Source organism: Pseudonocardia hydrocarbonoxydans (genome assembly GCF_006539565.1).
In the GTDB taxonomy this organism is placed as follows: Bacteria; Actinomycetota; Actinomycetes; order Mycobacteriales; family Pseudonocardiaceae; genus Pseudonocardia; species Pseudonocardia hydrocarbonoxydans.
This window is the reverse complement of the sequence record NZ_BJNG01000019.1, coordinates 19,775-42,325: the sequence shown is the minus strand read 5'-3', so window position 1 is coordinate 42,325 and position 22,551 is coordinate 19,775. Positions and strand designations below refer to the sequence as shown.

Here is a 22,551-nt window from a genome sequence, read left to right as displayed (position 1 = left end):
GGCCGTGCGTCGCGGGGCGGGGCGGGCCCCGCCCGGCTACCCGCCGAGCGCCCGCACCACCCGCGACGGCGACGGCCGCCCCAGCTGCTGCGCCATCCACGCGCTGGTCGCCACCAGCGCGTCCAGGTCGACGCCGTGAGAGATCCCCAGGCCGTCCAGCATCCAGACCAGGTCCTCGGTGGCGAGGTTGCCCGTCGCCGACTCCGCGTAGGGACAGCCCCCGAGGCCGCCCGCGCTCGCGTCGACCGTCGTCACGCCGCGGCGCAGCGCGGCCAGGGTGTTGGACAGCGCCTGGCCGTAGGTGTCGTGGAAGTGCACCGCGATCCGGTCGACGGGCACGCCGCCCGCGACGCAGGCGTCGAGCACGGCGTCGACGTGGCCGGGGGTGCCGGTGCCGATCGTGTCGCCGAGAGAGAGCTGGTCGCAGCCCATGTCGACGAGCCGGCGCCCGACCGCGGCCACCTGCGCCGGGTCGACGGCGCCCTCCCACGGGTCGCCGAAGCACATCGACACGTAGCCGCGCACCCGCAGGCCCGCGGCGACGGCGCGGGCGACGACGGGGTCGAACATCGCGAACTGCTCGTCGAGGGAGCGGTTGAGGTTGCGCTGCGCGAAGGTCTCCGTGGCGCTGGCGAACACCGCGACGTGCCCGACGCCCGCCTCCAGCGCGCGGTCCAGGCCGCGCTCGTTGGGCACCAGCACCGGGTAGTCGACGCCGGGCACGCGCGTGAGGCGGGCGAGCAGGTCGGCGGCGTCGGCGAGCTGGGGCACCCACTTCGGGTGCACGAAGCTGGTGGCCTCCAGCGTGCGCAGCCCGGTGCCGGCGAGGCGGTCGAGGAACTCCGCCTTCACCTCGACCGGCACCACCACCTGCTCGTTCTGCAGGCCGTCGCGGGCCCCGACCTCGTAGATCGTGACGGCCTCGGGCAACCCCGTCCCGGCGACGGTCTGCGGCAGCTCACGTGTCATCGGCGACCTCCTGGTAGAGCAGCGCGTGGACCTTCTCCACCCGCGGCACGTCGGTGAACTCCAGTGGCTCGTCGGAGGCCGACTCGATCACCAGCGTGCCGCAGCCCAGTACCCGCTCCAGCACCGTGTGCCGGAACTGGACGCTGTTGATCCGGCTCATCGGGATGTCGATGCCGGTGCGCGAGAGCACGCCCTCGCGGACGAGCACGCGGCGCGTCGTGACGACGAAGTGGGTGGTCCGCCAGCGGATCACCGGGAGCAGCGTCAGCCGGACCACCAGCGCGGTGCCGACCGCGGCGAGCGCGATCCAGGCGACCGGCGCCCAGGTCTGCTCGCGCACGACCGCCGCGAGGAACCCGCACACCGCGACGACGAGCAGCAGGACGAGCACGGGGCCGGCCAGCATCTTCCCGTGGGGGTGCGTGTGCAGCACGACCCGTTCGCCCTCGACGAGAAGATCATCGGGGTAGGGCACGCCCCCACCGTAGTGCGCCGGCGCGGCGGGTCCTCGCAGCCGGAGGGCGTCCGGGCGCCGCAACAGGACGCTCGCCGGCGTGGCCCGCCCACCTGCGCAGCACCGTCGACGCCGTCACGACGCACCTCCCGTCCCGTCGCCCCCGCGACCAGGATCGGGCGGTGGAGCGGACCCGGTGAGGGGCCGGAGGTCACCGCAGGGGCGACCGGGGGTCGGCGCCTGCGGGGCCGGTCGACCCGTCCCCGTGGGCCCGGTCCGCGGGCCGCAGGTGGACGACGTCGCCCGCGGCGACCGCACGCCGGTGCCCCGTGGCGTCGAGGAGCAGCAGCCGGCCGTCGCCGTCGACGTCCTCGGCGATCCCGCTGACCGACGCCCCGCCGGGCAGCTCCACCCGCACGGGTGACCCCAGGCTCAGGCACCCGGCGCGGTAGTCGGCCCGGATCCGGGTGGTCTCGGGGTCGCCGCGCCCGGCGCGCCACGCGGCCTCGCGCTCGTGCAGCCGGGTGAGCAGCTCCACCAGCACCGCGGTGCGGTCGACGGGCCGGCCGCTCTCGGCCGTCAGCGACGTGGCGGTGGGCTGGTCGGGCGGCGCGGAGTCGACGTTGATCCCGATCCCGACGACGACGGCGGGCCGCGACGGGTCGGCCACCTCGGCGAGGATCCCCGCGACCTTGCGCGGCTCGCGACCGACCAGCAGGTCGTTGGGCCACTTGAGCCCGGCGGGGACGTCGGTGACCGCACGGACCGCGTCGAGCACGGCCAGACCGGCGAGCAGCGGCAGCCAGCCGAACCGCGACGGCGACACCCCGGACGGGCGGAGCAGCACGCTCACCGTCAGCCCGGACCCGGGCGGCGACACCCAGCTGCGGGCGAGCCGACCCCGTCCGGACTCCTGGTGCTCGGCGACGAGCACGGTGCGGTCGGGGGCCCCGGCGAGGGCCGCGGCCATCAGGTCGGCATTGGTGGAACCCGTGCGCTCGACCACGTCGAGCTGCGCCCACGGGCCGACCAGAGCGGCGCGCAGCGCCCCGACGTCGAGTGGCTGCGCGGTGCGGTTCATGCCCCGGGAGGCTACCGCCGCGCCCGGCGCGCCGCGGGGGCGGCGAGGGCGCCCGCGTCCGGCGGACGCCCGGGGTCGCCGGACGCACCACCACCCGTCCCGGGACGGGGCGGGCGGCGCGCCGGACGGGTCACCGGGCCCCGAGGACCGCCGGGCTCGGGTCCGGGATCGCGATGGCCGACGCCGACCGCGTGCCGAAGGCGCGGGCGATCGGGGGGACCGCGGCGGCGAGGCGCAGGATCCACGCCGGTCGCGGGTCGCCGCGCTCCATCCGTTCCAGGCTGCCGCGCTCGGCCCGCACCTGCGAGCGCTGCTCGGCGTCGGACACCGCGCGCCGGCGCACCTCGAACGCCCGGCACGCCGCGTCCAGCTCGGCGTCGGCGGCGCGCAGGGCCGGTACCAGTGCGTTACCCGCGTCGGCGGCGTCGGCGATCGCGATGTTGATCCCGTTGCCGCCGACCGGCGAGATGACGTGCGCGGCGTCGCCGAGCAGCAGCAGGCCCGGGCGGTACCAGTGGGGCAGGCGGGTGATCCGCACGTTGAGCAGGGTGAGGTCGGTGAACGCGGTGAGGGCGTCGAGGCGGTCGCCCAGCCACGGCATGCGGTCGCGCGCCAGCTCCACCACCGGTCCGACGCCGGCCTCGCGCGCCCGCGCGACCGTCCCCGTCGGGATGACGTAGCCGAGCTGCCAGGTGGCGCCCTGCCCGAGCGCGACGATCGCCGCTCCCGGCACGGCGAAGTAGTCCAGGCCCGACAGCGGCGGGTCGGTGTCGCGGCGCGGGACCTCGAACCACAGGATGTCGAGCCCGGCCCCGAGCTCCTCGGTGTCGAAACCGCCCAGGCGCCGGACCTGGGAGAACCGCCCGTCCGCCCCGACGACGAGCGGCGCGCGGACCTCCCGCACCTCCCCGTCGGCGGCCCGGTACCGCACGCCGACGACCCGCCCGCCCTCCTCGACGAGCTCGTTCACCCGGGCCGACATCTCCAGCCGGAACCCGGGGTGGTCCTGTGCCCGCCCGGTGAGCAGGCCCAGGAACTCCGGCTGCGGCAGCAGCACGTAGTGCGGGAACCGGGCGCTGGCCCGGCCGTAGTCGGCGACCCGGTAGGACGCCGTGGGGGTGTGCCAGGTGAACGCGTCGGCGGTGGCGTGCGGGCGGGCGAGGACGTCGTCGGCCAGGCCCAGCGTGTCGAGCCAGTCCATGACGGCCGGGGCGAGCGAGTCACCCCGGAACCGCCGGGCGAAGTCGGACCGGGCCTCCAGCAGCGTCACCCGCCGTCCCGCCCGGGCGAGCAGGTAGGCCAGCACCGCCCCGCCGGGCCCGCCGCCGACGACCACGCAGTCCGTCTCGTCCATCTCTCACCTCTCGACTATCTCGATAGTCGAGAGAGTACGTCAGGACTCAGGTCCGCGCGAAGTACGCCTTCGCCGCCGGTCGGTACATCATCACGATCGCCGCGACCGCCAGGATGATCTGCACCGCCGACGCCAGCACCACGACGAGACCGAGCACCCCCGCCCCGAGCAGCAGCGACAGCCCGATCAGCGCCACGGCACCGGCGAGGACCCCGAGCACCCCGAGGACCGTCAGCACGATCCGGGCCCAGTTGCGTCCGTTGCGCATCTGGACGATCACCGCCGCGACGGCCGCCACGATGACCAGCGAGACGATCAGCGACCCGAGCGCGGAGCCCGCCGCCTGCTCCCTGGCCTGGTCGAGCGCGCCGGGCGGCAGGTCGGCCTCGGTGGCCCCGGCCAGCCGCAGCCCCTCCTGGATCCCGGCCTCGACGAAGGCGTCGCGGCCGAGGAAGGAGACGAGCGACCCGACGACGCTCACCGCGAGGTAGACGATCCAGAGCAGGAAGGCGGTGCGGACCGCGGGAGGTGGCGTCCGGCCCGCGGCGGGTGGGCCGCCGGGTGGACCGTAGGACGTCCGCGGGTCCTGGCCCGGCCGTTCCCGTCGGTCCGGCTGCCCGTGACCCTGCTGGTAGCCCGGCGGGCCGTGACCCGGCGGAGGCGGCCCGGGCGGCGGATAGCCCTGTCCCGGCCGGCCCTGGCCGGGATAGCCCTGGCCCGGCCGGCCCTGGCCGGGATGGCCCTGACCCGGGTGGCCCGGCCCGGGCGGCCGGCCGGGGTATGGCCCCGGACCGGGTCCGGGCGGTCCGGGTACGGCCCGGGTGGTGGCTGCGACATGTGACCCTCCGTCCCTGCGCGACGCCCCCCTGTGATCGACGCCACATGAGGTGACGGCCGCGATCCAAGCGGGAGCGGCCGCCCACGGCATGGGGGGACCGCCCGGGACGGCCGACGTGACCGGGCACGCAGGGACGCCGGGTTACCGGCCGGTTAGGCTCCCGGGCCATGACCGCCGCAACGGAGCCGCTCGGGGACGCATCCGGCGCCGCCGCCGACGAACCGGACGTCCACACCACCGCCGGCAAGCTCGCCGACCTCTACCGGCGCGCCGCCGAGGCGGTCGACCCGGGCACGGGGATCGAGCGCCAGCACGCCAAGGGCCGCCAGACCGCCAGGGAGCGCATCGACCAGCTGCTCGACCCGGGCTCGTTCGTCGAGCTCGACGCGCTGACCCGCCACCGGTCCACCAACTTCGGGATGGACGCCAAGCGCCCCTTCGGCGACGGCGTCGTCACCGGCACCGGCACCGTCGACGGCCGCCAGGTCGCCGTCTTCAGCCAGGACGCCACCGTGTTCGGTGGGGCGCTCGGCGAGGTGTACGGCGAGAAGATCGTCAAGGTGATGGACCTGGCGCTCAAGATCGGGTGCCCGATGATCGGCATCAACGACGGCGGCGGCGCGCGCATCCAGGAGGGTGTCGTCGCGCTCGGGCTCTACGGCGAGATCTTCGTCCGCAACGTCCGCAGCTCCGGTGTGATCCCGCAGATCTCGCTGGTCATGGGCCCGTCGGCGGGCGGCGCGGTGTACTCCCCCGCGCTCACCGACTTCATCGTGATGGTCGACGGCACGTCGAACATGTTCATCACCGGCCCGGACGTCATCAAGACGGTCACCGGCGAGGACGTCGAGATGGAGGACCTCGGCGGCGGCCGGGCCCACAACACCAAGTCCGGCGTGGCCCACTACCTGGGCAGCGACGAGGCCGACGCGATCGACTACGTCAAGGAGCTGCTGGGCTACCTGCCGAGCAACAACCTCTCCGAGCCGCCGGTCTACCCCGCGCCCGAGCCCACGGCGGGCTCCATCGCCGACGGCCTCACCGACGACGACCTCGAGCTCGACACCCTGATCCCGGACTCGGCGAACACGCCCTACGACATCCGCGAGGTCATCACCCGCGTCGTCGACGAGGGCGAGTTCCTCGAGGTGCACGAGCTGTTCGCGCCGAACATCGTGTGCGGCTACGGGCGCATCGAGGGCCGGTCGGTCGGCGTCGTGGCCAACCAGCCGACCCAGTTCGCCGGCTGCCTCGACATCGACGCCTCGGAGAAGGCGTCGCGCTTCGTGCGCACCTGCGACGCGTTCAACATCCCGGTCGTCACCTTCGTCGACGTCCCCGGCTTCCTGCCCGGCACCGAGCAGGAGTGGAACGGGATCATCCGCCGCGGCGCGAAGCTGATCTACGCCTACGCCGAGGCCACCGTCCCGAAGGTCACGGTGATCACCCGCAAGGCCTACGGCGGCGCCTACGACGTGATGGGCTCCAAGCACCTGGGTGCCGACATCAACGTGGCCTGGCCGACCGCCCAGATCGCGGTGACGGGCGCCGCGGGCGCGGTCAGCATCCTGTACCGCAAGGAGCTGAACGGCCTGGAGGGCGACGAGCTGGCGAACCGCCGCGCGGAGCTGCAGCAGGAGTACGAGGACACCCTCGCCAACCCCTACATCGCGGCCGACCGCGGCTACATCGACGCCGTCATCCCGCCCTCGCACACCCGCGGCTACGTCGGCCGGGCGCTGCGGGCGCTGGAGACCAAGCGCGAGGCCGTCCCGGCGCGCAAGCACGGGAACATCCCCCTGTGAGCGGGTCCGACGCCGCGCCGGACGGGGGGGAGCCCACCCCCGAGGAGCGGCGCGCGCTGTTCCGCGTGGTGCGCGGCGAGCCGTCGGACGCCGAGCTCGCCGCGCTCACCGTGGTGCTCGCCGCCGCCGCGTCCGGCGGTGGCGACGCACCGGCGAGGCCCCGCGACCGCTGGTCGGACCCGGCGGCCGCGATGCGCGTCCCGCTGACGGTGGGCCCCGGCGCCTGGCGCACTTCTCACTGGCCCCGCTGATCACGCAGGTGAGATCGACGTCATCGGGGTTCTGAGCGCACCGGACCCCGATGGTGTCGACCTCACCCGTGCCCGCTGCTCGAGACCCGATCAGAAAGAGCCACCGCGGTGACGAAGTTCCGTCGCCTGGAGCGGTGGCGGTGGCGGGAGCTGCCGACCGCACCAGGCGATGATCGACGCCGCGGCGCGCGGCCGTAGGGTCGTGCGTCGTGCGCGTCGTTCTGGCCTCGGCCTCCCCCGCCCGCCTCTCGGTCCTGCGCGCGGCCGGGCTCGATCCCCTCGTCGAGGTGTCCGACGTCGACGAGGACGCGCTGCTCGCCGCCGTCCCCGACGCCACGCCCGCCGAGAAGGTGACGACGCTCGCGGGTGCGAAGGCCACGACCGTGGCGCGCCGGACCACCGAGGCTGACGCGGTCGTCATCGGCTGCGACTCGATGCTGCACCACCGCGGCGAGCTGGTCGGCAAGCCGGCTGACGCCGACGAGGCCCGGGCCCGCTGGCGGGAGATGGCGGGGGGCAGCGGCGAGCTGGTCACCGGGCACGCGGTGCTGCGCGTCGTCGACGGCGAGATCGAGCGCGTCGCCGAGGGGCACGCCGTCACCGTGGTGCGGTTCGGCGAGCCGACCGACGCCGAGCTCGACGCCTACCTCGGCACCGGCGAGCCGATGCTCGTCGCCGGCGCGTTCACCCTCGACGGGCTGGGCGGCTGGTTCGTGGAGGGCGTCGACGGCGACCCGTCCAATGTCATCGGCATCAGCCTGCCGCTGCTGCGCCGCCTGCTGGCCGGCGTGGGGGTGACGGTCACCGACCTGTGGTCCCCCTGACCCCGCGAGTCGGGACTTTCCTGCGACCGAGTCCACCGGATCGTGCGATCACACGCCGCGCAGGACTCGGGCACACGAATCGCCCGACTCGCGGGGAAGGGGGGACGGACTAGCCTGGCCGTCATGGCACTCCCGAACGACACCGATCCGAAGCTGGCCGAGTACGCCCACCCCGAGCGCCTGGTCACCACCTCCTGGCTCGCGGAGCACCTGGGCACCCCCGGGCTCGTGGTCGTCGAGTCCGACGAGGACGTCCTGCTCTACGACACCGGCCACATCCCGGGCTCGGTCAAGGTCGACTGGCACACCGAGCTGAACGACCCGACCACCCGGGACTACGTCGACGGCGCCCGGTTCGCGCAGATCTGCGGCGAGCGCGGCATCGGCCCCGACACCACCGTCGTGTTCTACGGCGACCGCAACAACTGGTGGGCCACCTACGCGCTGTGGGTGTTCAGCCTGTTCGGCCACGCCGACGTCCGCATGCTCGACGGCGGCCGCGCCAAGTGGGTCGCCGAGGGCCGCGAGATGACCACCGAGGCGCCGAAGCCCGAGCCCGTCGAGTACCCGGTGACCGAGCGCGACGACGCCACGATCCGGGCCTTCAAGGAGGACGTGCTCGCACACCTGGGCAGGCCCATGGTCGACGTCCGGTCCCCCGGCGAGTACTCCGGCGAGCTGCTGCACATGCCCGACTATCCGCAGGAGGGCGCCGTCCGCGGCGGCCACATCCCGGGCGCGGCGAGCGTGCCGTGGGCCCGCGCGGCCGCCGAGGACGGCACCTTCCGCACCCGCGCCGAGCTGGAGGCCATCTACCTGGAGGAGCAGGGCCTGCGCCCGACCGACGACGTCGTGGCCTACTGCCGCATCGGCGAGCGCTCCAGCCACACCTGGTTCGTGCTCACCCACCTGCTGGGCTTCGACAAGGTCCGCAACTACGACGGCAGCTGGACGGAGTGGGGCAACGCCGTGCGGGTGCCGATCGTGCAGGGCACGGAGCGGGGATGACCCTCCCGGCCCAGCTCCAGGAGCTCGTCGACGACTTCGCCGCCGTCACCCCGAAACAGCGGCTCGAGCTGCTCCTGGAGCTCTCCCGCGAGCTGCCCGAGCTCCCGGAGCGCTACGCCGACGCGGCCGACTCGATGGAGCAGGTGCACGAGTGCCAGTCGCCGCTGTTCCTGGCGGTGGAGGTCGACGACTCCGCGCACGTGCACCTGTTCTTCTCCGCCCCGCCGGAGTCGCCGACCACCCGCGGGTTCGCCTCGATCATGCACACCGGCCTCGACGGGGAGAGCGCCGAGGACGTTCTCGCCGTGCCCGACGACTTCTACACCGCGCTCGGCCTCGCCGCGGCCGTCAGCCCGCTGCGGCTGCGCGGCATGGCGGCGATGCTCGCCCGCATCAAGAAGCAGGTGCGCGCGGCACCGTAGCGACACCTCAAGTTCTGGTGAAGAACGTTCCCTGACGGGTGACGCATCGCAACACTGTGAGACGTCTCATGAGGACGTTGCTCGGGAGGTGTGCGATGGACGAGGGCACCTGGGGGATCAGCGGACCGGTGTTCCTGGTCGGCTACCTGCTCCTGGCCGCGGTGGTGTGGGTCGCCGCCGCACAGCGGCGACGCGCGCTGGCCGACGGGCCCGACCGGCCCGTCCACGACCTGGGCGGGCACGAGGTGGCCTACCTCAACGGCGGCCCCGACCTCGCCGTCACCTCGGCGCTGACGGCGATGCACCTGAGCGGCACCGTCGCGCCGGTCAAGGGGACGGTCCGCGCGGTGGGCCGGCTCGATCCCGGTGCCGACGCGCTGGAGCGGGCCGTGCACTTCACCACCGGCAGCCCGGTCCAGCGGTCGCGGCTGCCGCTGCACCGGCCCGTCCGCTCCGCGCTCGACGCCGTGCACAAGCACCTGGTGGGGGCGGGCCTGCTGCTCTCCGAGCCGCAGCGCCGCCGGATCCGGGCGACGGGCTGGTGGATGGGCGCCGTCGCCGGGATCGGGCTGCTGCGGCTGCTGGCCGGGGTGGCCGACAGCCGGCCCGTCGGGTTCCTGGTCGTCGCGCTGCTGGGCGTCTCGCTGGTCACGGTCGTCCTGCTGGTCCGGGCGCCGCGGCGCACCCGGGCGGGCGACCGCCTGCTGGCCCGCCTGGCCCGTGAGCACCACGAGCTCGACCCCGCGCAGCGGCCCGACTGGGTCGCCTATGGGCCCGCCACCGCCGCGCTCGGCGTGGGGATCTTCGGGGCGGGCGCGCTGTGGGCGTCGGACCCGGCGTTCGCCGAGGAGCTCGCGATGCAGCGCGCCACCACCGGATCGGGTGACGGGGGCGGCGGCTACTCCGGTGACGGCGGCGGCAGCAGCGACGGCGGCGGGGGTGGCGGCGGCTGCGGAGGGGGCTGCGGTGGCTGACCCCGCCGGGGTGGGCGTCGGCTGGCGGCCGGAGATCGCCGGTGTGGTGTCCGATGTCGAGGGCCTCGGGTTCGCCGAGGTCGTCGCCGAGTCCTTCGCTCCCGCCGGCCCGCCTCGAGGGGTGGCGGACCTGCGGGAGCGAGGTGTCACCGTGGTGCCGCACGGGGTGCGGCTCTCCCTCGGCGGCACCGACCCGCTCGACCCCGCCCGGGTCACCCACCTCGCGGCCTGCGCCGCGGCGCTGGGCGCCCCGCTGGTGAGCGAGCACATCGCGTTCGTCCGGGCCGGGGGCCGCGACGCCGGGCACCTGCTGCCGCTGCCCCGGTCCCGGGAGGCGCTCGACGTGCTCGCCGCCAACGTGGCCCGCACGCAGGCCGAGCTGGACGTCCCGCTCGCGCTGGAGCCGATCGCGGCGCTGTTCGACTGGCCCGACGACGAGTACACCGAGGGCGAGTTCGTCACCGCGCTGCTCGACCGCACCGGTGCGCGGCTGCTGCTCGACGTCGCGAACGTGCACGCCAACGCCGTCAACCGGGGGCGGGACCCGGAGGCGGTCCTCGACACCCTCCCGCTCGACCGCATCGCCTACGTGCACGTCGCGGGCGGGGTCGAGCACGACGGCCGCTACCACGACACCCACACCGAGGCCGTTCCCGACGCCGTGCTCGGGCTGCTCGGCGCGCTCGTCGACCGCCTCCCCGCGGCCCCCGCCGTCCTGCTCGAACGCGACGGCGGCTTCCCGCCCGCCGCGCGGCTGCACGCGGAGCTGGCCACGCTCCGCGGTGTGGTGGCCGGGGCGCGGGTCCCGTGAGCGTCCACTGGGGTCCCGACGCCGCCGGGCCGCTGGCGCAGCGGCAGGCCGCGCTCGTCGACGCGCTGGTGGCGGGCGGCCCGGCCCCGCCCGGCTTCGACGCGGCCGACCTCGACGCCACCCGCCGCGCGCTGCTGCGCAAGCGCGCCAGGGAGGCCGCGGCGCAGTGGCCGCTGCTCGCCGCGAGCTACGGCGACCGGTGGCCGTCGGTGTTCGCCGAGCACCGGGCCGGGCACGGCCCGGTCGGCGCCCTGCGCGACGGCTGGGACGTCGCCCGCGCCGTCACCGGGCTCCCCCCGGGCGCCGCGGCCGAGCTCGCGGGCCGGGAGGCCGCGTGGCGCTACGACGGCCGCCGCAGCCCCCGCCCCCGCCGGTGGCGCCGCCTACTCGGCCGGGTGCGCCGGGGCCGCTGATCGCGGGCGTCGCCTTCGCCACACCCGGCCACCTCCGGCGATCGGCCCCCGCATGCCTAAACTCCCCGGTAACCACGCGCCGGGGCACGGGTTCCCGGGCATCGACAGGGAGGCCGCAACGTGCCGCGCTTGACCAAGGTTCTCGTCGCGAACCGCGGGGAGATCGCCGTCCGCGTCATCCGGGCCTGCGCCGACGCCGGCATCGGCAGCGTCGCGGTCTACGCCGACCCCGACCGGGACGCCCCGTTCGTCCGCCTGGCCGACGAGGCCTTCGCGCTCGGCGGGTCGACGGCCGCGGAGTCCTACCTGGACATCGGCAAGGTGGTCGACGCGGCGAAGCAGGCCGGTGCCGACGGCATCCACCCCGGCTACGGCTTCCTCTCGGAGAACGCCGAGTTCGCGCAGGCCGTCATGGACGCGGGGATCACCTGGATCGGCCCGACGCCGCAGGCCATCCGCGACCTGGGCGACAAGGTCACCGCCCGGCACATCGCCACCCGCGCGGGCGCCCCGCTCGTCCCCGGCACCAACGACCCGGTCTCCGGCGCCGACGAGGTCATCGCGTTCGCGAAGGAGCACGGGCTCCCGGTCGCGATCAAGGCCGCGTTCGGCGGCGGCGGGCGCGGCATGAAGGTCGCGCGCGAGGAGAAGGAGATCGCCGAGCTCTACGACTCGGCGGTCCGCGAGGCCACTGCGGCGTTCGGCCGTGGGGAGTGCTTCGTCGAGCGCTACCTGGACAAGCCCCGCCACGTCGAGGCGCAGGTGCTGGCCGACACCCACGGCAACGTCATCGTCGTGGGCACCCGCGACTGCTCGCTGCAGCGCCGCTTCCAGAAGCTCGTCGAGGAGGCGCCCGCGCCGTTCCTGTCCGACGAGCAGCGCACCACGATCCACGAGGCGTCCAAGGCCATCTGCAAGGAGGCCGAGTACCACGGCGCGGGCACCGTCGAGTTCCTCGTCGGGCAGGACGGGCTCATCTCGTTCCTGGAGGTCAACACGCGGCTGCAGGTGGAGCACCCGGTCTCGGAGGAGACCAGCGGGCTCGACCTGGTCCGGGAGCAGTTCCGCATCGCCGAGGGGCTGGAGCTGAACCTGCTGGAGGACCCGGAGCCGCGCGGACACTCGATCGAGTTCCGGATCAACGGCGAGGACGCCGGGCGCAACTTCCTGCCCGCGCCCGGCACCGTCACCGCGATCTCGTTCCCGGCCGGGCCGGGCGTGCGCGTCGACGCGGGCGTCGAGGCCGGCTCCGTCGTCGGCGGGCAGTTCGACTCGCTGCTGGCCAAGCTCATCGTCACCGGCTCCGACCGTCCGCAGGCGCTGGAGCGTTCGCGCCGGGCGCTGCGCGAGTTCCAGGTCGAGGGCATGGCCACCGTGCTGCCCTTCCACCGCGCGGTGGTCGACGACCCGGCGTTCGCCGCCTCCTCCGAGGAGGACTTCACCGTGCACACCCGGTGGATCGAGACGGAGTGGGACAACACGGTGCCCCCGTTCGACGGCGGCACCGACGCCGACGAGGAGACCGCTCCGCGGCAGTCGGTCGTCGTCGAGGTCGGCGGGCGGCGCCTGGAGGTCTCGCTGCCCGGGGACATGACCTTCGGCGGCGGCAACGGGGGCGGCGCCGCGAAGGCGGCCCCGCGCAAGCGCGGCGGCGGCAAGGGCGGCAGCGCGGCGTCGGGCGACTCGGTGACCGCGCCGATGCAGGGCACGATCATCAAGGTGGCCGTCTCCGACGGCGACACCGTCTCCGCGGGCGACCTGGTCGTCGTGCTGGAGGCGATGAAGATGGAGAACCCGGTCACCGCCCACAAGGACGGCACGATCACCGGGCTGTCCGCCGACCAGGGCGCCTCGGTCACCCAGGGCACCGTGCTCTGCGAGATCAAGGACTGATCGTGACCCGCCCCGGGCCTCCTCCGTCGGCCCTTCCATCCCCCTGCTAAGGCCATGGACGCCGTCGAGATCAACGCCGGCGCGTGGTACCTGCGGGTGCCACGCGCCGACGGTCGCATCGACGACCGTCCGGCCGTCCTCGCCTCCTGCGCCGACCCGGAGATCCGGCGCTGGCGGAACCGCCCGCCCGCCGACCCGGCCGAGGCCGACGCCTACATCCGGCGCCGCACCCTGGACTGGGTCCGCGACGAGCGCTACACCTGGGCCGTCTGCGAGCCGACGACCGGGGAGATGCTCGGCGAGGTCTCGCTCGACCACGTCGACCGGCACATGGCCCACGCCGAGGCCGCCTGCTGGGCCCTGCCCGCCGCGCGCCGGGCGGGCATGACCACCACCGCGCTGTCCGCCGTGCTGCGCTTCGCCTTCGGCGGCTTGGGGCTGCACCGGGTGGGCTACCTGTGGGCGGCGGGCAACACCGCGTCGGGCCGCGTCGCGCAGAAGTGCGGCTTCCGCACCGAGGGCCGCATGCGCGACGCCTGGCTGGCCGACGGCGCCTACCACGACGTGATCGTCACCGGCCGCCTGGCGACCGATCGTTGACTCCCCCGGCCGGACCTGCCTACGTTCGTCCGGCCAGGTCAATCCACAGCGACCCCGCACCGTGCTGGACAAGTGCATAGCGGACAGCAGTGAAGTACCCGTGTGTCCATCCACGGGGCCCGGTTCCTCCGCCACGCGGCTGTGACATGTCACAGACAGGACCGCGCCGCGGATCCCCCGTACCACGCAGGCTCAGGCCGCGCCGTGCGGACGCCCCCGATCAGCAGGGCTCCGGCCCACCAGGCGACCAGGATCCGTCATGCCCCCCGACCCGTTCGTCACGACCCACGTCCACACCGACGGGCCCATCCCGGGCCCGCACTCCCTGCTCACCCTGACCTCGGCGGCCTTCACCGGCGACGGGGTCCTGATCAGTACGTTCACCACGAACGTGCGCGAACTGCCCGGCGCCACGCTCCACCCGATCGCCCTGTCCCACTGGCGGGCCAGGGCCGACGACTGGCTGCACACCCGCCGGGCCTCCCGTCCACCCGCCCCCGCGATGACCGACTACTCCCGCTGGATCGCACAGCTCCCGGGGAGCCCGACGTTCGTCGCCGACCCCACACGACCGGACTACCTGTTCGTGTACTGGTACCTGCAGCGCTTCACCGGCCGGTGGCCGTTCGCAGGGACCCTCCTCGAGCCGGGTCTGCACGACCGCCTCGAGTGCTCCGCCTTCTGTTCGCTGGCCTCGTGCCGGGAGCCGCACGCGGCTCCACTGGCCCGGACCAGCTGACGGCGACACGGCCGGCGCGTCTGCAGCGCGCCGGCCGTTCGTCGTGTGGGGGGCGGGGTCCGCGTGGGGCAGGATCGCGGCCATGACGGCACTGACCAAGGGCGCCAACACCGGCGTCGACGCCCGGCGCCTCGACGTCGCCCTCACCTGGTCACCGCGGCCCGGTGTGCCCGACATCGACGCCTCCGCCCTGCTGCTCGACGTCGACGGCCGCGTCCGGTCCGACGCCGACATGGTGTTCTACAACCAGCCCGAGCACGCCTCCGGCGCGGTGCGGCACGCGGGCAAGGCGGCGGGGGCCGACCGGCTGCGCGTCGACCTGGACCGGGTGGAGGACGCCGTCGACCGCGTCCTGCTGGCCGCCTCCGCCGACGGCGGCACCTTCGGCGACGTCCCCGGCCTGACGCTGCGGCTCACCGACGACCGGGGTGCCGTCGTCGCCGAGTTCGCCATGACGGCCTCCACGGAGACCGCGTTCGTCGGGGGCGAGCTGTACCGCCGCGGCGGGGCGTGGAAGTTCCGGGCGGTCGGCCAGGGCTACGCCTCCGGGCTGGCCGGCCTGGCCACCGACCACGGCATCTCCGTCGACGACGAGCCCGCCGCCCCGGTCGTCGAGGACCGGTTGCCGGTCGACCTGCGCACACGGCTGGACCTGCGCAAGCGCCAGGTGACGGTGTCGCTGGAGAAGCGCGGGGCACGCGGCGTCGCGGCGCGGGTGGTGCTGGCGCTGGACGCGTCGGGCTCGATGAGCCGGCTCTACCGCGAGGGCGTCGTCGGGCGGGTGGTCGAGCGGATGGCGGCCGTGGCCGCGGCCCTGGACGACGACGGCACGATGCAGGCCTGGACCTTCGCCACGAACCCGGCGCGGCTGCCCGACCTCGCCGTCGACGACCTGCCCGAGTGGACGCGGCTGCACGTGCGGGTCGGCGAGTTCCGGATCCGGAAGCGGCCGGCGCGGCGCCTGGAGCCGGGCCAGGTCGACATGGCGGCGGTCGGCGGGTCCAACGACGAGCCGAAGGTGATCGCCCAGATCCGGTCCTTCGTCCGCGCGGAGCCCGCCGGCGTCCCGACGCTGGTGCTGTTCTTCTCCGACGGCGGCGTGACCCGCAACCGGGAGATCGAACGCGAGCTGCGCGCGGCCGTCGACGAGCCGGTGTTCTGGCAGTTCGTCGGGCTCGGGCGGCACAACCGGTTCGGCGTGCTGGAGAAGCTGGACACCATGACCGGGCGGCGCGTGGACAACGTGGGGTTCTTCGCCGTCGACGACATCGACGCGGTCCCCGACGCCGAGCTCTACGACCGCCTGCTCGCCGAGTTCCCGTCCTGGATCACCGCCGCACGGGCGGCCGGCGTCCTGCCCTGACTGCGAGTCGGGACATCCGTGCGACCGAGTCGTCGCCACGGTGCGAACCAGGCAGCGCGGGTCAGGGCAGCCGCGGGTCAGGGCAGCCGCGTGGCGGTGAGACCACGGCCGGCGACCGCCCCGGCGACCCCGGCCAGCACCGTGATCCCGGCCAGCAGCAGGGTCACCAGGCCCAGCCCGCCGATCAGCAGCCCGATCCCGGCCGACGCCAGACCCAGCGCCAGCCCGGTGCGGGCCACCACCGGACCGGTGCGGCCGCGGGTGACCGCACGGGCGCCCGCGGCCGTCAGCGCGATCGCCAGCAGCCCGGCGAGCGGGCCGAGGACCAGCGCCGCCGGCGGGACCAGGAAGAACACGACGTCGTCGACGAGCTGGGCCCCCACCGCGGCCACGGCGACCGGTCCGGCGGGGATCTTCGAGGTGACGGGCTGGATGCTCATGCGGTCCATCGTCGGGCGGCCGGGGCCCTGCGGGATCGGGGAGATCCCCGAGACGACCGTCAGTCGAGGTCGCCGTGGCGCATCAGCTGCCGCCCGGCCTCGGTGATCGAGCCGGACAGCGACGGGTAGACCGAGAAGGTGTAGGCCAGGTCGTCGACGGTGAGGCCGTTCTGCACGGCGAGCGCGATCGGCAGGATCAGCTCGCTGGCCACCGGCGCCACGACCACACCCCCGACGACCACGCCGGTGGCCGGCCGGCAGAACAGCTTGACGAACCCCCGGCGCAGTCCCTGCATCTTCGCGCGGGGGTTCGTCGAGAGCGGGAGCATGATCGTCCGCGCCGGGACCTCGCCCGCGTCGATCGCGCGCTGGCTGATGCCGACGGTCGCGATCTCCGGGCGGGTGAAGACCGCCGAGGCCACCGTCTTGAGCTTGATCGGCGCGACGCCCTCGCCCAGCGCGTGCCACATCGCGATCCGGCCCTGCATCGCGGCGACCGAGGCGAGCATGAGCAGGCCCGTGCAGTCGCCCGCGGCGTAGACGCCGGGCACGCTCGTGCGCGACACCCGGTCGACGGGGATGAACCCGCCCCGGCCGGTCTCCAGGCCGATCTTCTCCAGGCCCAGGTCTGCGGTGTTGGGCACCGAGCCGACCGTCATCAGCGCGTGCGACCCGGTGACGGTGCGCCCGTCGGCCAGCGTGACCACGACCCCGTCGCCGTCCGGGGAGCGGCGCACCGAGTCGGCCCGGGCCTGCGCGAGGATCTCCACGCCGCGGTCGGCGAACACGTCCTGCAGCACCGCGGAGGCGTCGGCGTCCTCGCCGGGGAGCACGCGGTCGCGGCTGGACACCAGCGTGACCCGCACCCCGATCTCGACGTAGGCCGACACGAACTCCGCCCCCGTGACGCCCGAACCGACGACGACCAGGTGCTCGGGCAGCTCGGGGAGGTCGTAGAGGTCGCGCCAGGTGAGGATGCGCTCGCCGTCGGGGCGTGCGTCGTCCAGGACGCGGGGGGTGGCGCCGGTGGCGACCAGCACGACGTCGGCGGGATGGATCTCGCGGGTGCCGTCGGAGGTGCGGGACTCGACGACGTGCGGCGCGCGGGCCGCGGGCTCGTCGGTGAAGCACGCGGAGCCGCGGACGATCCGCACGCCCTCCCGCTCGACGCGCGCCCGGACGTCGGCGGACTGGGCCAGTGCCAGGCCCTTGACGCGGCTGTTCACCCGCGGCAGGTCGACGCCGACGGAGTCGGGACCGGCGGTGAGGCCCAGCTCCGGGGCGCGGTGCAGGTCGACGCGGATGCCGGCGGAGGAGATGAAGGTCTTCGACGGCACGCAGTCGTGCAGGACGCAGGCGCCGCCCATGCCCTCCTGCTCGATCACGGTGACGTCGCTGCCGTGCTGGGCCGCCACCAGGGCCGCCTCGTAGCCTGCCGGGCCGCCGCCCATGATCACGATGCGGGTCATCGGGGCCTCTCGGGAGATCGTCCGGGTTGCCCGATCACGGTACGCGGGTGGCTCCGCACTACTCTGTGGCGGTGCCGCTCTACGCCGCCTACGGGTCGAACATGGATCCCGCCCAGATGAAGCAGCGCGCGCCCCACTCGCCGATGGCGGGCACGGGGTGGCTGCAGGGGTGGCGGCTGACCTTCGGGGGCAGCGACTACGCCTGGGAGGGCGCGCTCTCCACGGTCGTCGAGGCACCGGGCGAGCAGGTGTTCGTGGTGCTCTACGACGTGCCCGAGCCCGACGCCTCGCAGCTCGACCGCTGGGAGGGCGGCGAGCTGGGGATGCACAAGAAGCTGCGGCTGCGCGTGCACACCCTGGAGGGCGACGTCCTCGCGTGGATCTACGTGCTCAACGACTACGAGGGCGGCGAGCCCAGCGCCCGCTACCTGGGTGTGCTGGCCGACGCCGCCGAGCAGGCGGGCGCCCCCGACGACTACGTCGCCGCGCTGCGCAGCCGTCCCAGCAGCAAGTCCTTCTGACCCGCGAGTCGGGAGATCCGTGCGACCGAGAGGTCGCCGTCGTGCGGTCACCGGCGCGGTTCGCGGTGCCGCCGCGCCTGCAGCACCCCGGGCCGGCGACCCTCCGTCGACACCCCCCGACGCCGGAACGCCGCCGCCAGCTCCGTCTCCACGCGCGGGTCGTCCGCGTCGTCGGACCACACCTCGACGAGGATCCACCCGCGCCGGCGCAGGTCCTCGGCCCGGGCCTCGTCCTGCGCGGTGCGCCCGACGTGCGCGGCGTACCCGTGGTACTCGATCGCGATGCGCAGCTCGGTCCACGCCAGGTCGAGCCGGTAGATCTCGCGGCCGTCGATCCCGCACACCGAGGCGTTGACCTCGGGCACCGGGAAGCCCGCGTCGACCACCCGGAACAGCAGCCGGCTCTCGGCGGGTGACTCCGCGCGGCCGGTGGCGAGCCCCAGCAGCCGGGTGGCGCGCAGCGTGCCGCGCGGATCGGGACGCGTCGCCAGCCTGGCGGCCACGGCGGCGCGGAACCCCTCCCGGGTGATCGGGTCCAGCCGGGCCAGCGCCTGGTCGGCGACGGCGAGCGCGTCCTGCGGCCGCCCGCGGCAGAGCAGGTCGGCCACCACCCGGTCGAGGGTGAGCACCGGCAGACCGTCCAGGTCGACCCGGTCGACGGTGGGCAGCGGCCCGTTGTGCACCACCAGCCCGGGCCGGGACCGCCGCGGGTGCTCGTAGGGCACCACGACGTGGACCGGGGTGGCCGGCGCGGCGGTGCAGCCGTGCAACCGGGCCGCGGTCGGCCCGGCCAGTACGGCCCCCGGACCGACGGCCCGCAGCGCCGCGGCCGCCAGCGTGCCGGTCTGCGTGCAGCGGGTGCCGTCGACCAGCACCCCCGTCCACGGGGAGAGCAGCACGCCGGTCTCCTGGGCCACCCGGACCCGGTAGGACCCGGCGGCGGCGATCGCCTCGGCACGCGTGACGACACCGAAGGCGTCCAGGGCGATCTCGGTCATACGTCCAGGTTGGACGCCACCGGGCCGTCACGGACCCCGAGCCGTCCTCCTGTGGACAGCTCAGGGCCGATGTGGACAACCGGTCACGCGCGCCGCGCGACTCGGTCGCACGGATGTCCCGACTCGCGGGTCAGGTGGTGAGGGAGGCGAGGGCCGCCTGGGCCAGGACGCGGACGCCGAAGGGCAGGGCGCGCTCGTCGAGGTCGAAGGTGGGCTGGTGGATGTCGCGCATCGGGCCGTGGCCGGGCCAGACGCCGAGCCGGGCCATCGCGCCGGGGACGTGCTCGAGGTACCAGGCGAAGTCCTCGCCGCCGCTGGACTGCTCGGTGCCGACCGAGGCCTCGGGACCCAGGATCGCCGACGCCGCGCCGGCGAGCATGCCGCTGCTGGCCGCCTCGTTGACCACCGGGGGGACGCCGCGGACGTGCTCCAGGACGTACCCGACGCCGGTGGGCGCGAGCACCGCGGCGACGAGCGCGCGGACCTTGTCCTCCAGCTCGTTCCAGGTGGCGTGGTCGGCGGTGCGCAGCGTGCCGCGCAGCAGGCCGTGCTGCGGGATGGCGTTGGCCGCCTCGCCCGCCTGCACCGCGCCCCAGACCAGGACGGTGCCCGAGCGGGGGTCGACCTGGCGGCCGAGCAGCAGCGGCAGCTGGGTGATCAGCAGGCCGAGCGCCTCGACGAGGTCGGCGGTCAGGTGCGGGCGCGCGGTGTGCCCGCCGGGCGAGGTGAGCCGGATCTCCAGCAGGTCGCACGCCGAGGTGATCGGGCCGACGCGGGTGCCCAGCTTGCCGACCTCCAGGCGCGGGTCGCAGTGCAGCGCGAAGATCCGCTGCACGCCCTCCATGGCGCCGTCGGCGACCATGTCGAGCGCGCCGCCGGGCTGCACCTCCTCGGCCGGCTGGAAGATCAGCCGGACGCGGCCGGGCAGGCTCGGGGCCGAGGCCAGTGCGAGACCCGCCCCGAGCACGACGGCGGTGTGCGCGTCGTGGCCGCAGGCGTGCATCACGCCGTCGACGGTGGACGCGAACGGCAGGCCGGTGTCCTCCTGCAGCGGCAGGGCGTCGAGGTCGGCGCGCAGCGCGACGCAGCGGTCGCCGTAGCCGATGTCGCAGACCAGGCCGGTGCCCCCGGGGAGCGTGCGGGGCTCCAGGCCGGCGGCCAGGAGCTGCTGGGCGACGAGCGCGGTGGTGCGGTGCTCGGCGCGGCCGAGCTCGGGTACCGCGTGCAGGGAGCGCCGCCAGCCGACGACGTCGTCGGCGTGGGCCGCCAGCCAGGCGTCGAGCCAGGCGGGGCCGGTGCCCACGCCGAGGTCGGCCACTGCGGGGGGCATGACCGGGGAGGATTCCAGCAAGGTCACTGCACACCCCCGCTCCGGACGTGCATCTCTGCTCTGTCCTGCATCGGCACATGGTGCTCACCCGGACGGCGGTGTACCAAGCGCAAATCGGTCACGTAGGGAAACGCTCGCCGAGGGGTCGCCGATCTGCTGCGGACGGAGGCACTGCGCGCGACGAGCGGTGATCCACATCGGCGACGAGCGGCACGTTTCGCCGTTCGTCTCACGGGGTCGCGCTCCTCGGAGGTCATACGGGCAGGAGTACCCCGTGCGAACTGGCGATACGCGGCCGTCAGAATGGGTGACGTGACCACGCCGGACGACGGGCAGCGCCGCATCGGCGGCCGCTACCTGCTGTCGGGCAAGATCGGCAGCGGGGCCATGGGCACCGTCTGGGCCGGGTACGACGAGGTGCTGCGGCGGCGGGTCGCGGTGAAGGAGCTGCGGGTCCCGCACGGCGTCGGCGACCGTGAGGCGCTCGACATGCGGGAGCGGATCCTGCGCGAGGCCCGGGCGGTCGGCGGGCTGTCGCACCCCAACGTCATCACCGTGTTCGACGTGGTGGAGGCCGACGGCGAGCCGGTCGTGGTGCTGGAGCTGGTGCCCTCGCGCAACCTGGCGGAGATGATCTCCGACCACGGCGCGCTCTCGGACGGACAGGCGGCCGTCGTCGGTTACGCCACCGCGGGGGGTCTGCGGGCCGCGCACCGCGCCGGCATCACCCACCGTGACGTCAAGCCGGGCAACGTGCTGGTCGCCGACGACGGGCGCGTCAAGCTCACCGACTTCGGCATCGCCCGCAACATCGCCGACGCCCCGATGACGAGCGCGGGCCTGGTGCTCGGCTCCCCCGCCTACATCGCGCCCGAGGTGGCGGCCGGGCAGCCGGTCACCCCCGCCGCCGACCTGTGGGGCCTGGGCGCCACGCTGTTCGCCGCCGTGGAGGGCCGCCCGCCCTACGACGTGGGCGGCGACCCGGTGCAGACCATCACCGAGGTCGTCGACGGCGAGGTGCCCCGCACCCGCACCGGCGGGCCGGTGGCCGAGGTCATCGCGGCGCTGATGGTCAAGGACCCCGACTCCCGGATGCCCCTCGACGAGGTGCGCATCCGGCTGCGCCCGCTGATCTCCGACCCCGACGACCCGCTCTACCCTGGCTCGCCGGACGCCCCGACGCTCGCCTCGTTCGTCACCCCGACACCCGAGCCGCCCGCCCCGTACTCCCCGCCCGAGCGCAGCTCCGCGGTGCTGGAGGCCCGGCCCCCGGCGGCGGCCGCGCTGGCCGCCGACCCGGGCCCGCTGCCCGGCCCGCCGTCGCCGCGCCCGCTCGCCCCCCGGCCCGGCACCTCCCCGCCGCCGGCGCCGCGGCCCGAGCCCGCCCGCGCCCGGCCGCGCGCGCCCGAGCCCGCCCCGGCCACCCTCGTGCAGGCCGCCGCGCTCGTCGTCGCCGGGGCGCTGGCGGTGCTGCTCGGCACGGCCGCCGGGTGGGCGGTCACCCGGATCGCGGGCGGGCAGTCGCCCCTCGGGACGGTCACGGTCACCTCGGCGGACACCGCGCTGATCCCGCACCTCGACCCGCTCGGCTTCGACGCCGACGTGCCGGTGGGCTGGACCCCGTTCGCCCACGAGCCGCTCGGGGGCGCGCGCACGGCGTCGTTCGTCAGCCCCGACGGCACCGAGGAGTTCAGCGTCGAGCGGGCGGAGTCGCGCGACGCGGCGCTGGCCGGGCTCACCACCGACGCGCTCGGCGTCGACACGCTCGACCAGACCCCGCTGCTCGACGACCGGCTGACCTACCGCACCGCCCGCGGCGGCCAGGAACGCGCCACCTGGCTGGCGCTGGTGCCCGCCGAGGGCAGCGCGGTCTGGGTGGCCCGGCTCACCGTCCCCGGCGACCGCGGCGAGGGCACCACCGAGGCCCTGTTCGACGTCCTCATGGCCGGTTTCTCCACCGCCGGGAGCTGATCACGCGGCCCGTAGGCTGCGGG

At 75.1% G+C, this 22,551-nt stretch carries 23 protein-coding genes; 14 read left to right on the top strand and 9 right to left on the bottom strand.

The window, feature by feature from the left end:
• Positions 1-36 precede the first annotated feature (36 nt).
• From PHY01_RS13850 to PHY01_RS26485, 5 genes are all read right to left on the bottom strand, one after another.
• Entirely contained in the window at positions 37-969 is a 933-nt protein-coding gene (locus tag PHY01_RS13850) for a hydroxymethylglutaryl-CoA lyase (RefSeq protein WP_141279057.1), read from the bottom strand.
• On the bottom strand, positions 959-1,444 hold the full coding sequence (locus PHY01_RS13845; protein ID WP_174824120.1) for a PH domain-containing protein: 486 nt from the start codon (positions 1,442-1,444) through the stop codon (positions 959-961). Before PHY01_RS13845 ends, PHY01_RS13850 begins: the two co-directional genes overlap by 11 nt.
• Before the next feature lie 190 nt (positions 1,445-1,634).
• Positions 1,635-2,504, bottom strand: coding sequence for a biotin--[acetyl-CoA-carboxylase] ligase (locus PHY01_RS13840; protein WP_141279056.1), 870 nt, complete (start codon positions 2,502-2,504; stop codon positions 1,635-1,637).
• Between the two features lie 130 nt (positions 2,505-2,634).
• On the bottom strand, positions 2,635-3,858 hold the full coding sequence (locus PHY01_RS13835; RefSeq protein WP_141279055.1) for an FAD-dependent monooxygenase: 1,224 nt from the start codon (positions 3,856-3,858) through the stop codon (positions 2,635-2,637).
• A gap of 46 nt (positions 3,859-3,904) precedes the next feature.
• Entirely contained in the window at positions 3,905-4,339 is a 435-nt protein-coding gene (locus tag PHY01_RS26485) for a hypothetical protein (RefSeq protein WP_170183806.1), read from the bottom strand.
• A gap of 524 nt (positions 4,340-4,863) precedes the next feature.
• Between PHY01_RS26485 and PHY01_RS13825 the strand changes: the two genes are divergently transcribed.
• From PHY01_RS13825 to PHY01_RS13770, 12 genes are all read left to right on the top strand, one after another.
• Positions 4,864-6,501, top strand: coding sequence for an acyl-CoA carboxylase subunit beta (locus PHY01_RS13825; RefSeq protein ID WP_141279054.1), 1,638 nt, complete (start codon positions 4,864-4,866; stop codon positions 6,499-6,501).
• The gene (locus PHY01_RS13820) at positions 6,498-6,752 is read left to right on the top strand and encodes an acyl-CoA carboxylase epsilon subunit (RefSeq protein ID WP_141279053.1); all 255 of its coding nucleotides are present in this window, start codon (positions 6,498-6,500) and stop codon (positions 6,750-6,752) included. Before PHY01_RS13825 ends, PHY01_RS13820 begins: the two co-directional genes overlap by 4 nt.
• Positions 6,753-6,961: 209 nt before the next feature.
• The gene (locus PHY01_RS13815) at positions 6,962-7,576 is read left to right on the top strand and encodes a Maf family protein (RefSeq protein WP_141279052.1); all 615 of its coding nucleotides are present in this window, start codon (positions 6,962-6,964) and stop codon (positions 7,574-7,576) included.
• Between the two features lie 123 nt (positions 7,577-7,699).
• Positions 7,700-8,584, top strand: coding sequence for a sulfurtransferase (locus PHY01_RS13810; protein WP_141279051.1), 885 nt, complete (start codon positions 7,700-7,702; stop codon positions 8,582-8,584).
• Complete coding sequence (locus tag PHY01_RS13805; RefSeq protein WP_141279050.1) at positions 8,581-9,006, top strand: SufE family protein; 426 nt, start codon at positions 8,581-8,583, stop codon at positions 9,004-9,006. The genes PHY01_RS13810 and PHY01_RS13805 overlap by 4 nt, the downstream gene beginning before the upstream one ends.
• Positions 9,007-9,101: 95 nt before the next feature.
• Entirely contained in the window at positions 9,102-9,980 is an 879-nt protein-coding gene (locus PHY01_RS27600) for a TIGR04222 domain-containing membrane protein (protein WP_170183805.1), read from the top strand.
• A complete protein-coding gene (locus tag PHY01_RS13795) occupies positions 9,973-10,791 on the top strand; it encodes an MbnB/TglH/ChrH family RiPP precursor modification enzyme (protein ID WP_141279049.1) in 819 nt (272 codons plus the stop codon). Before PHY01_RS27600 ends, PHY01_RS13795 begins: the two co-directional genes overlap by 8 nt.
• Entirely contained in the window at positions 10,788-11,204 is a 417-nt protein-coding gene (locus PHY01_RS13790) for an SCO6045 C-terminal-like domain-containing protein (protein ID WP_141279048.1), read from the top strand. Before PHY01_RS13795 ends, PHY01_RS13790 begins: the two co-directional genes overlap by 4 nt.
• Before the next feature lie 120 nt (positions 11,205-11,324).
• Positions 11,325-13,097 (top strand): acetyl/propionyl/methylcrotonyl-CoA carboxylase subunit alpha, encoded by a 1,773-nt coding sequence (locus PHY01_RS13785; RefSeq protein WP_141279047.1) that lies wholly within the window; start codon positions 11,325-11,327, stop codon positions 13,095-13,097.
• Positions 13,098-13,151: 54 nt separating this feature from the next.
• Positions 13,152-13,697 carry a GNAT family N-acetyltransferase gene (locus PHY01_RS13780; RefSeq protein ID WP_141279046.1) on the top strand — a complete coding sequence of 182 codons (546 nt, stop codon included), beginning with the start codon at positions 13,152-13,154 and terminating at the stop codon, positions 13,695-13,697.
• Between the two features lie 259 nt (positions 13,698-13,956).
• Complete coding sequence (locus tag PHY01_RS13775) at positions 13,957-14,436, top strand: hypothetical protein (protein ID WP_141279045.1); 480 nt, start codon at positions 13,957-13,959, stop codon at positions 14,434-14,436.
• Positions 14,437-14,518: 82 nt separating this feature from the next.
• Positions 14,519-15,799, top strand: a complete 1,281-nt coding sequence (locus PHY01_RS13770) for a VWA domain-containing protein (protein WP_141279044.1) — start codon at positions 14,519-14,521, stop codon at positions 15,797-15,799.
• A gap of 77 nt (positions 15,800-15,876) precedes the next feature.
• Here the strand turns inward: PHY01_RS13770 and PHY01_RS13765 are convergent, their stop codons facing one another.
• Together PHY01_RS13765 and PHY01_RS13760 are read right to left on the bottom strand one after the other, a co-directional pair.
• On the bottom strand, positions 15,877-16,239 hold the full coding sequence (locus tag PHY01_RS13765) for a hypothetical protein (RefSeq protein WP_141279043.1): 363 nt from the start codon (positions 16,237-16,239) through the stop codon (positions 15,877-15,879).
• A 59-nt stretch (positions 16,240-16,298) separates the two neighbouring features.
• Positions 16,299-17,708: an NAD(P)H-quinone dehydrogenase gene (locus PHY01_RS13760; RefSeq protein WP_141279042.1), complete on the bottom strand. Its 1,410-nt coding sequence runs from the start codon at positions 17,706-17,708 to the stop codon at positions 16,299-16,301.
• Positions 17,709-17,779: 71 nt separating this feature from the next.
• Between PHY01_RS13760 and PHY01_RS13755 the strand changes: the two genes are divergently transcribed.
• Positions 17,780-18,229 (top strand): gamma-glutamylcyclotransferase family protein, encoded by a 450-nt coding sequence (locus PHY01_RS13755; protein ID WP_141279060.1) that lies wholly within the window; start codon positions 17,780-17,782, stop codon positions 18,227-18,229.
• Positions 18,230-18,276: 47 nt separating this feature from the next.
• Here the strand turns inward: PHY01_RS13755 and PHY01_RS13750 are convergent, their stop codons facing one another.
• Both PHY01_RS13750 and PHY01_RS13745 read right to left on the bottom strand, forming a co-directional pair.
• Positions 18,277-19,227, bottom strand: coding sequence for a hypothetical protein (locus PHY01_RS13750; protein WP_174824119.1), 951 nt, complete (start codon positions 19,225-19,227; stop codon positions 18,277-18,279).
• 130 nt (positions 19,228-19,357) lie between these two features.
• Complete coding sequence (locus tag PHY01_RS13745) at positions 19,358-20,557, bottom strand: amidohydrolase (protein ID WP_141279041.1); 1,200 nt, start codon at positions 20,555-20,557, stop codon at positions 19,358-19,360.
• 312 nt (positions 20,558-20,869) lie between these two features.
• On the opposite strand from PHY01_RS13745, the gene PHY01_RS13740 reads away from it, so the two are divergent.
• Positions 20,870-22,528: a serine/threonine-protein kinase gene (locus PHY01_RS13740; RefSeq protein WP_170183804.1), complete on the top strand. Its 1,659-nt coding sequence runs from the start codon at positions 20,870-20,872 to the stop codon at positions 22,526-22,528.
• The last annotated feature ends 23 nt before the right edge of the window (positions 22,529-22,551 follow it).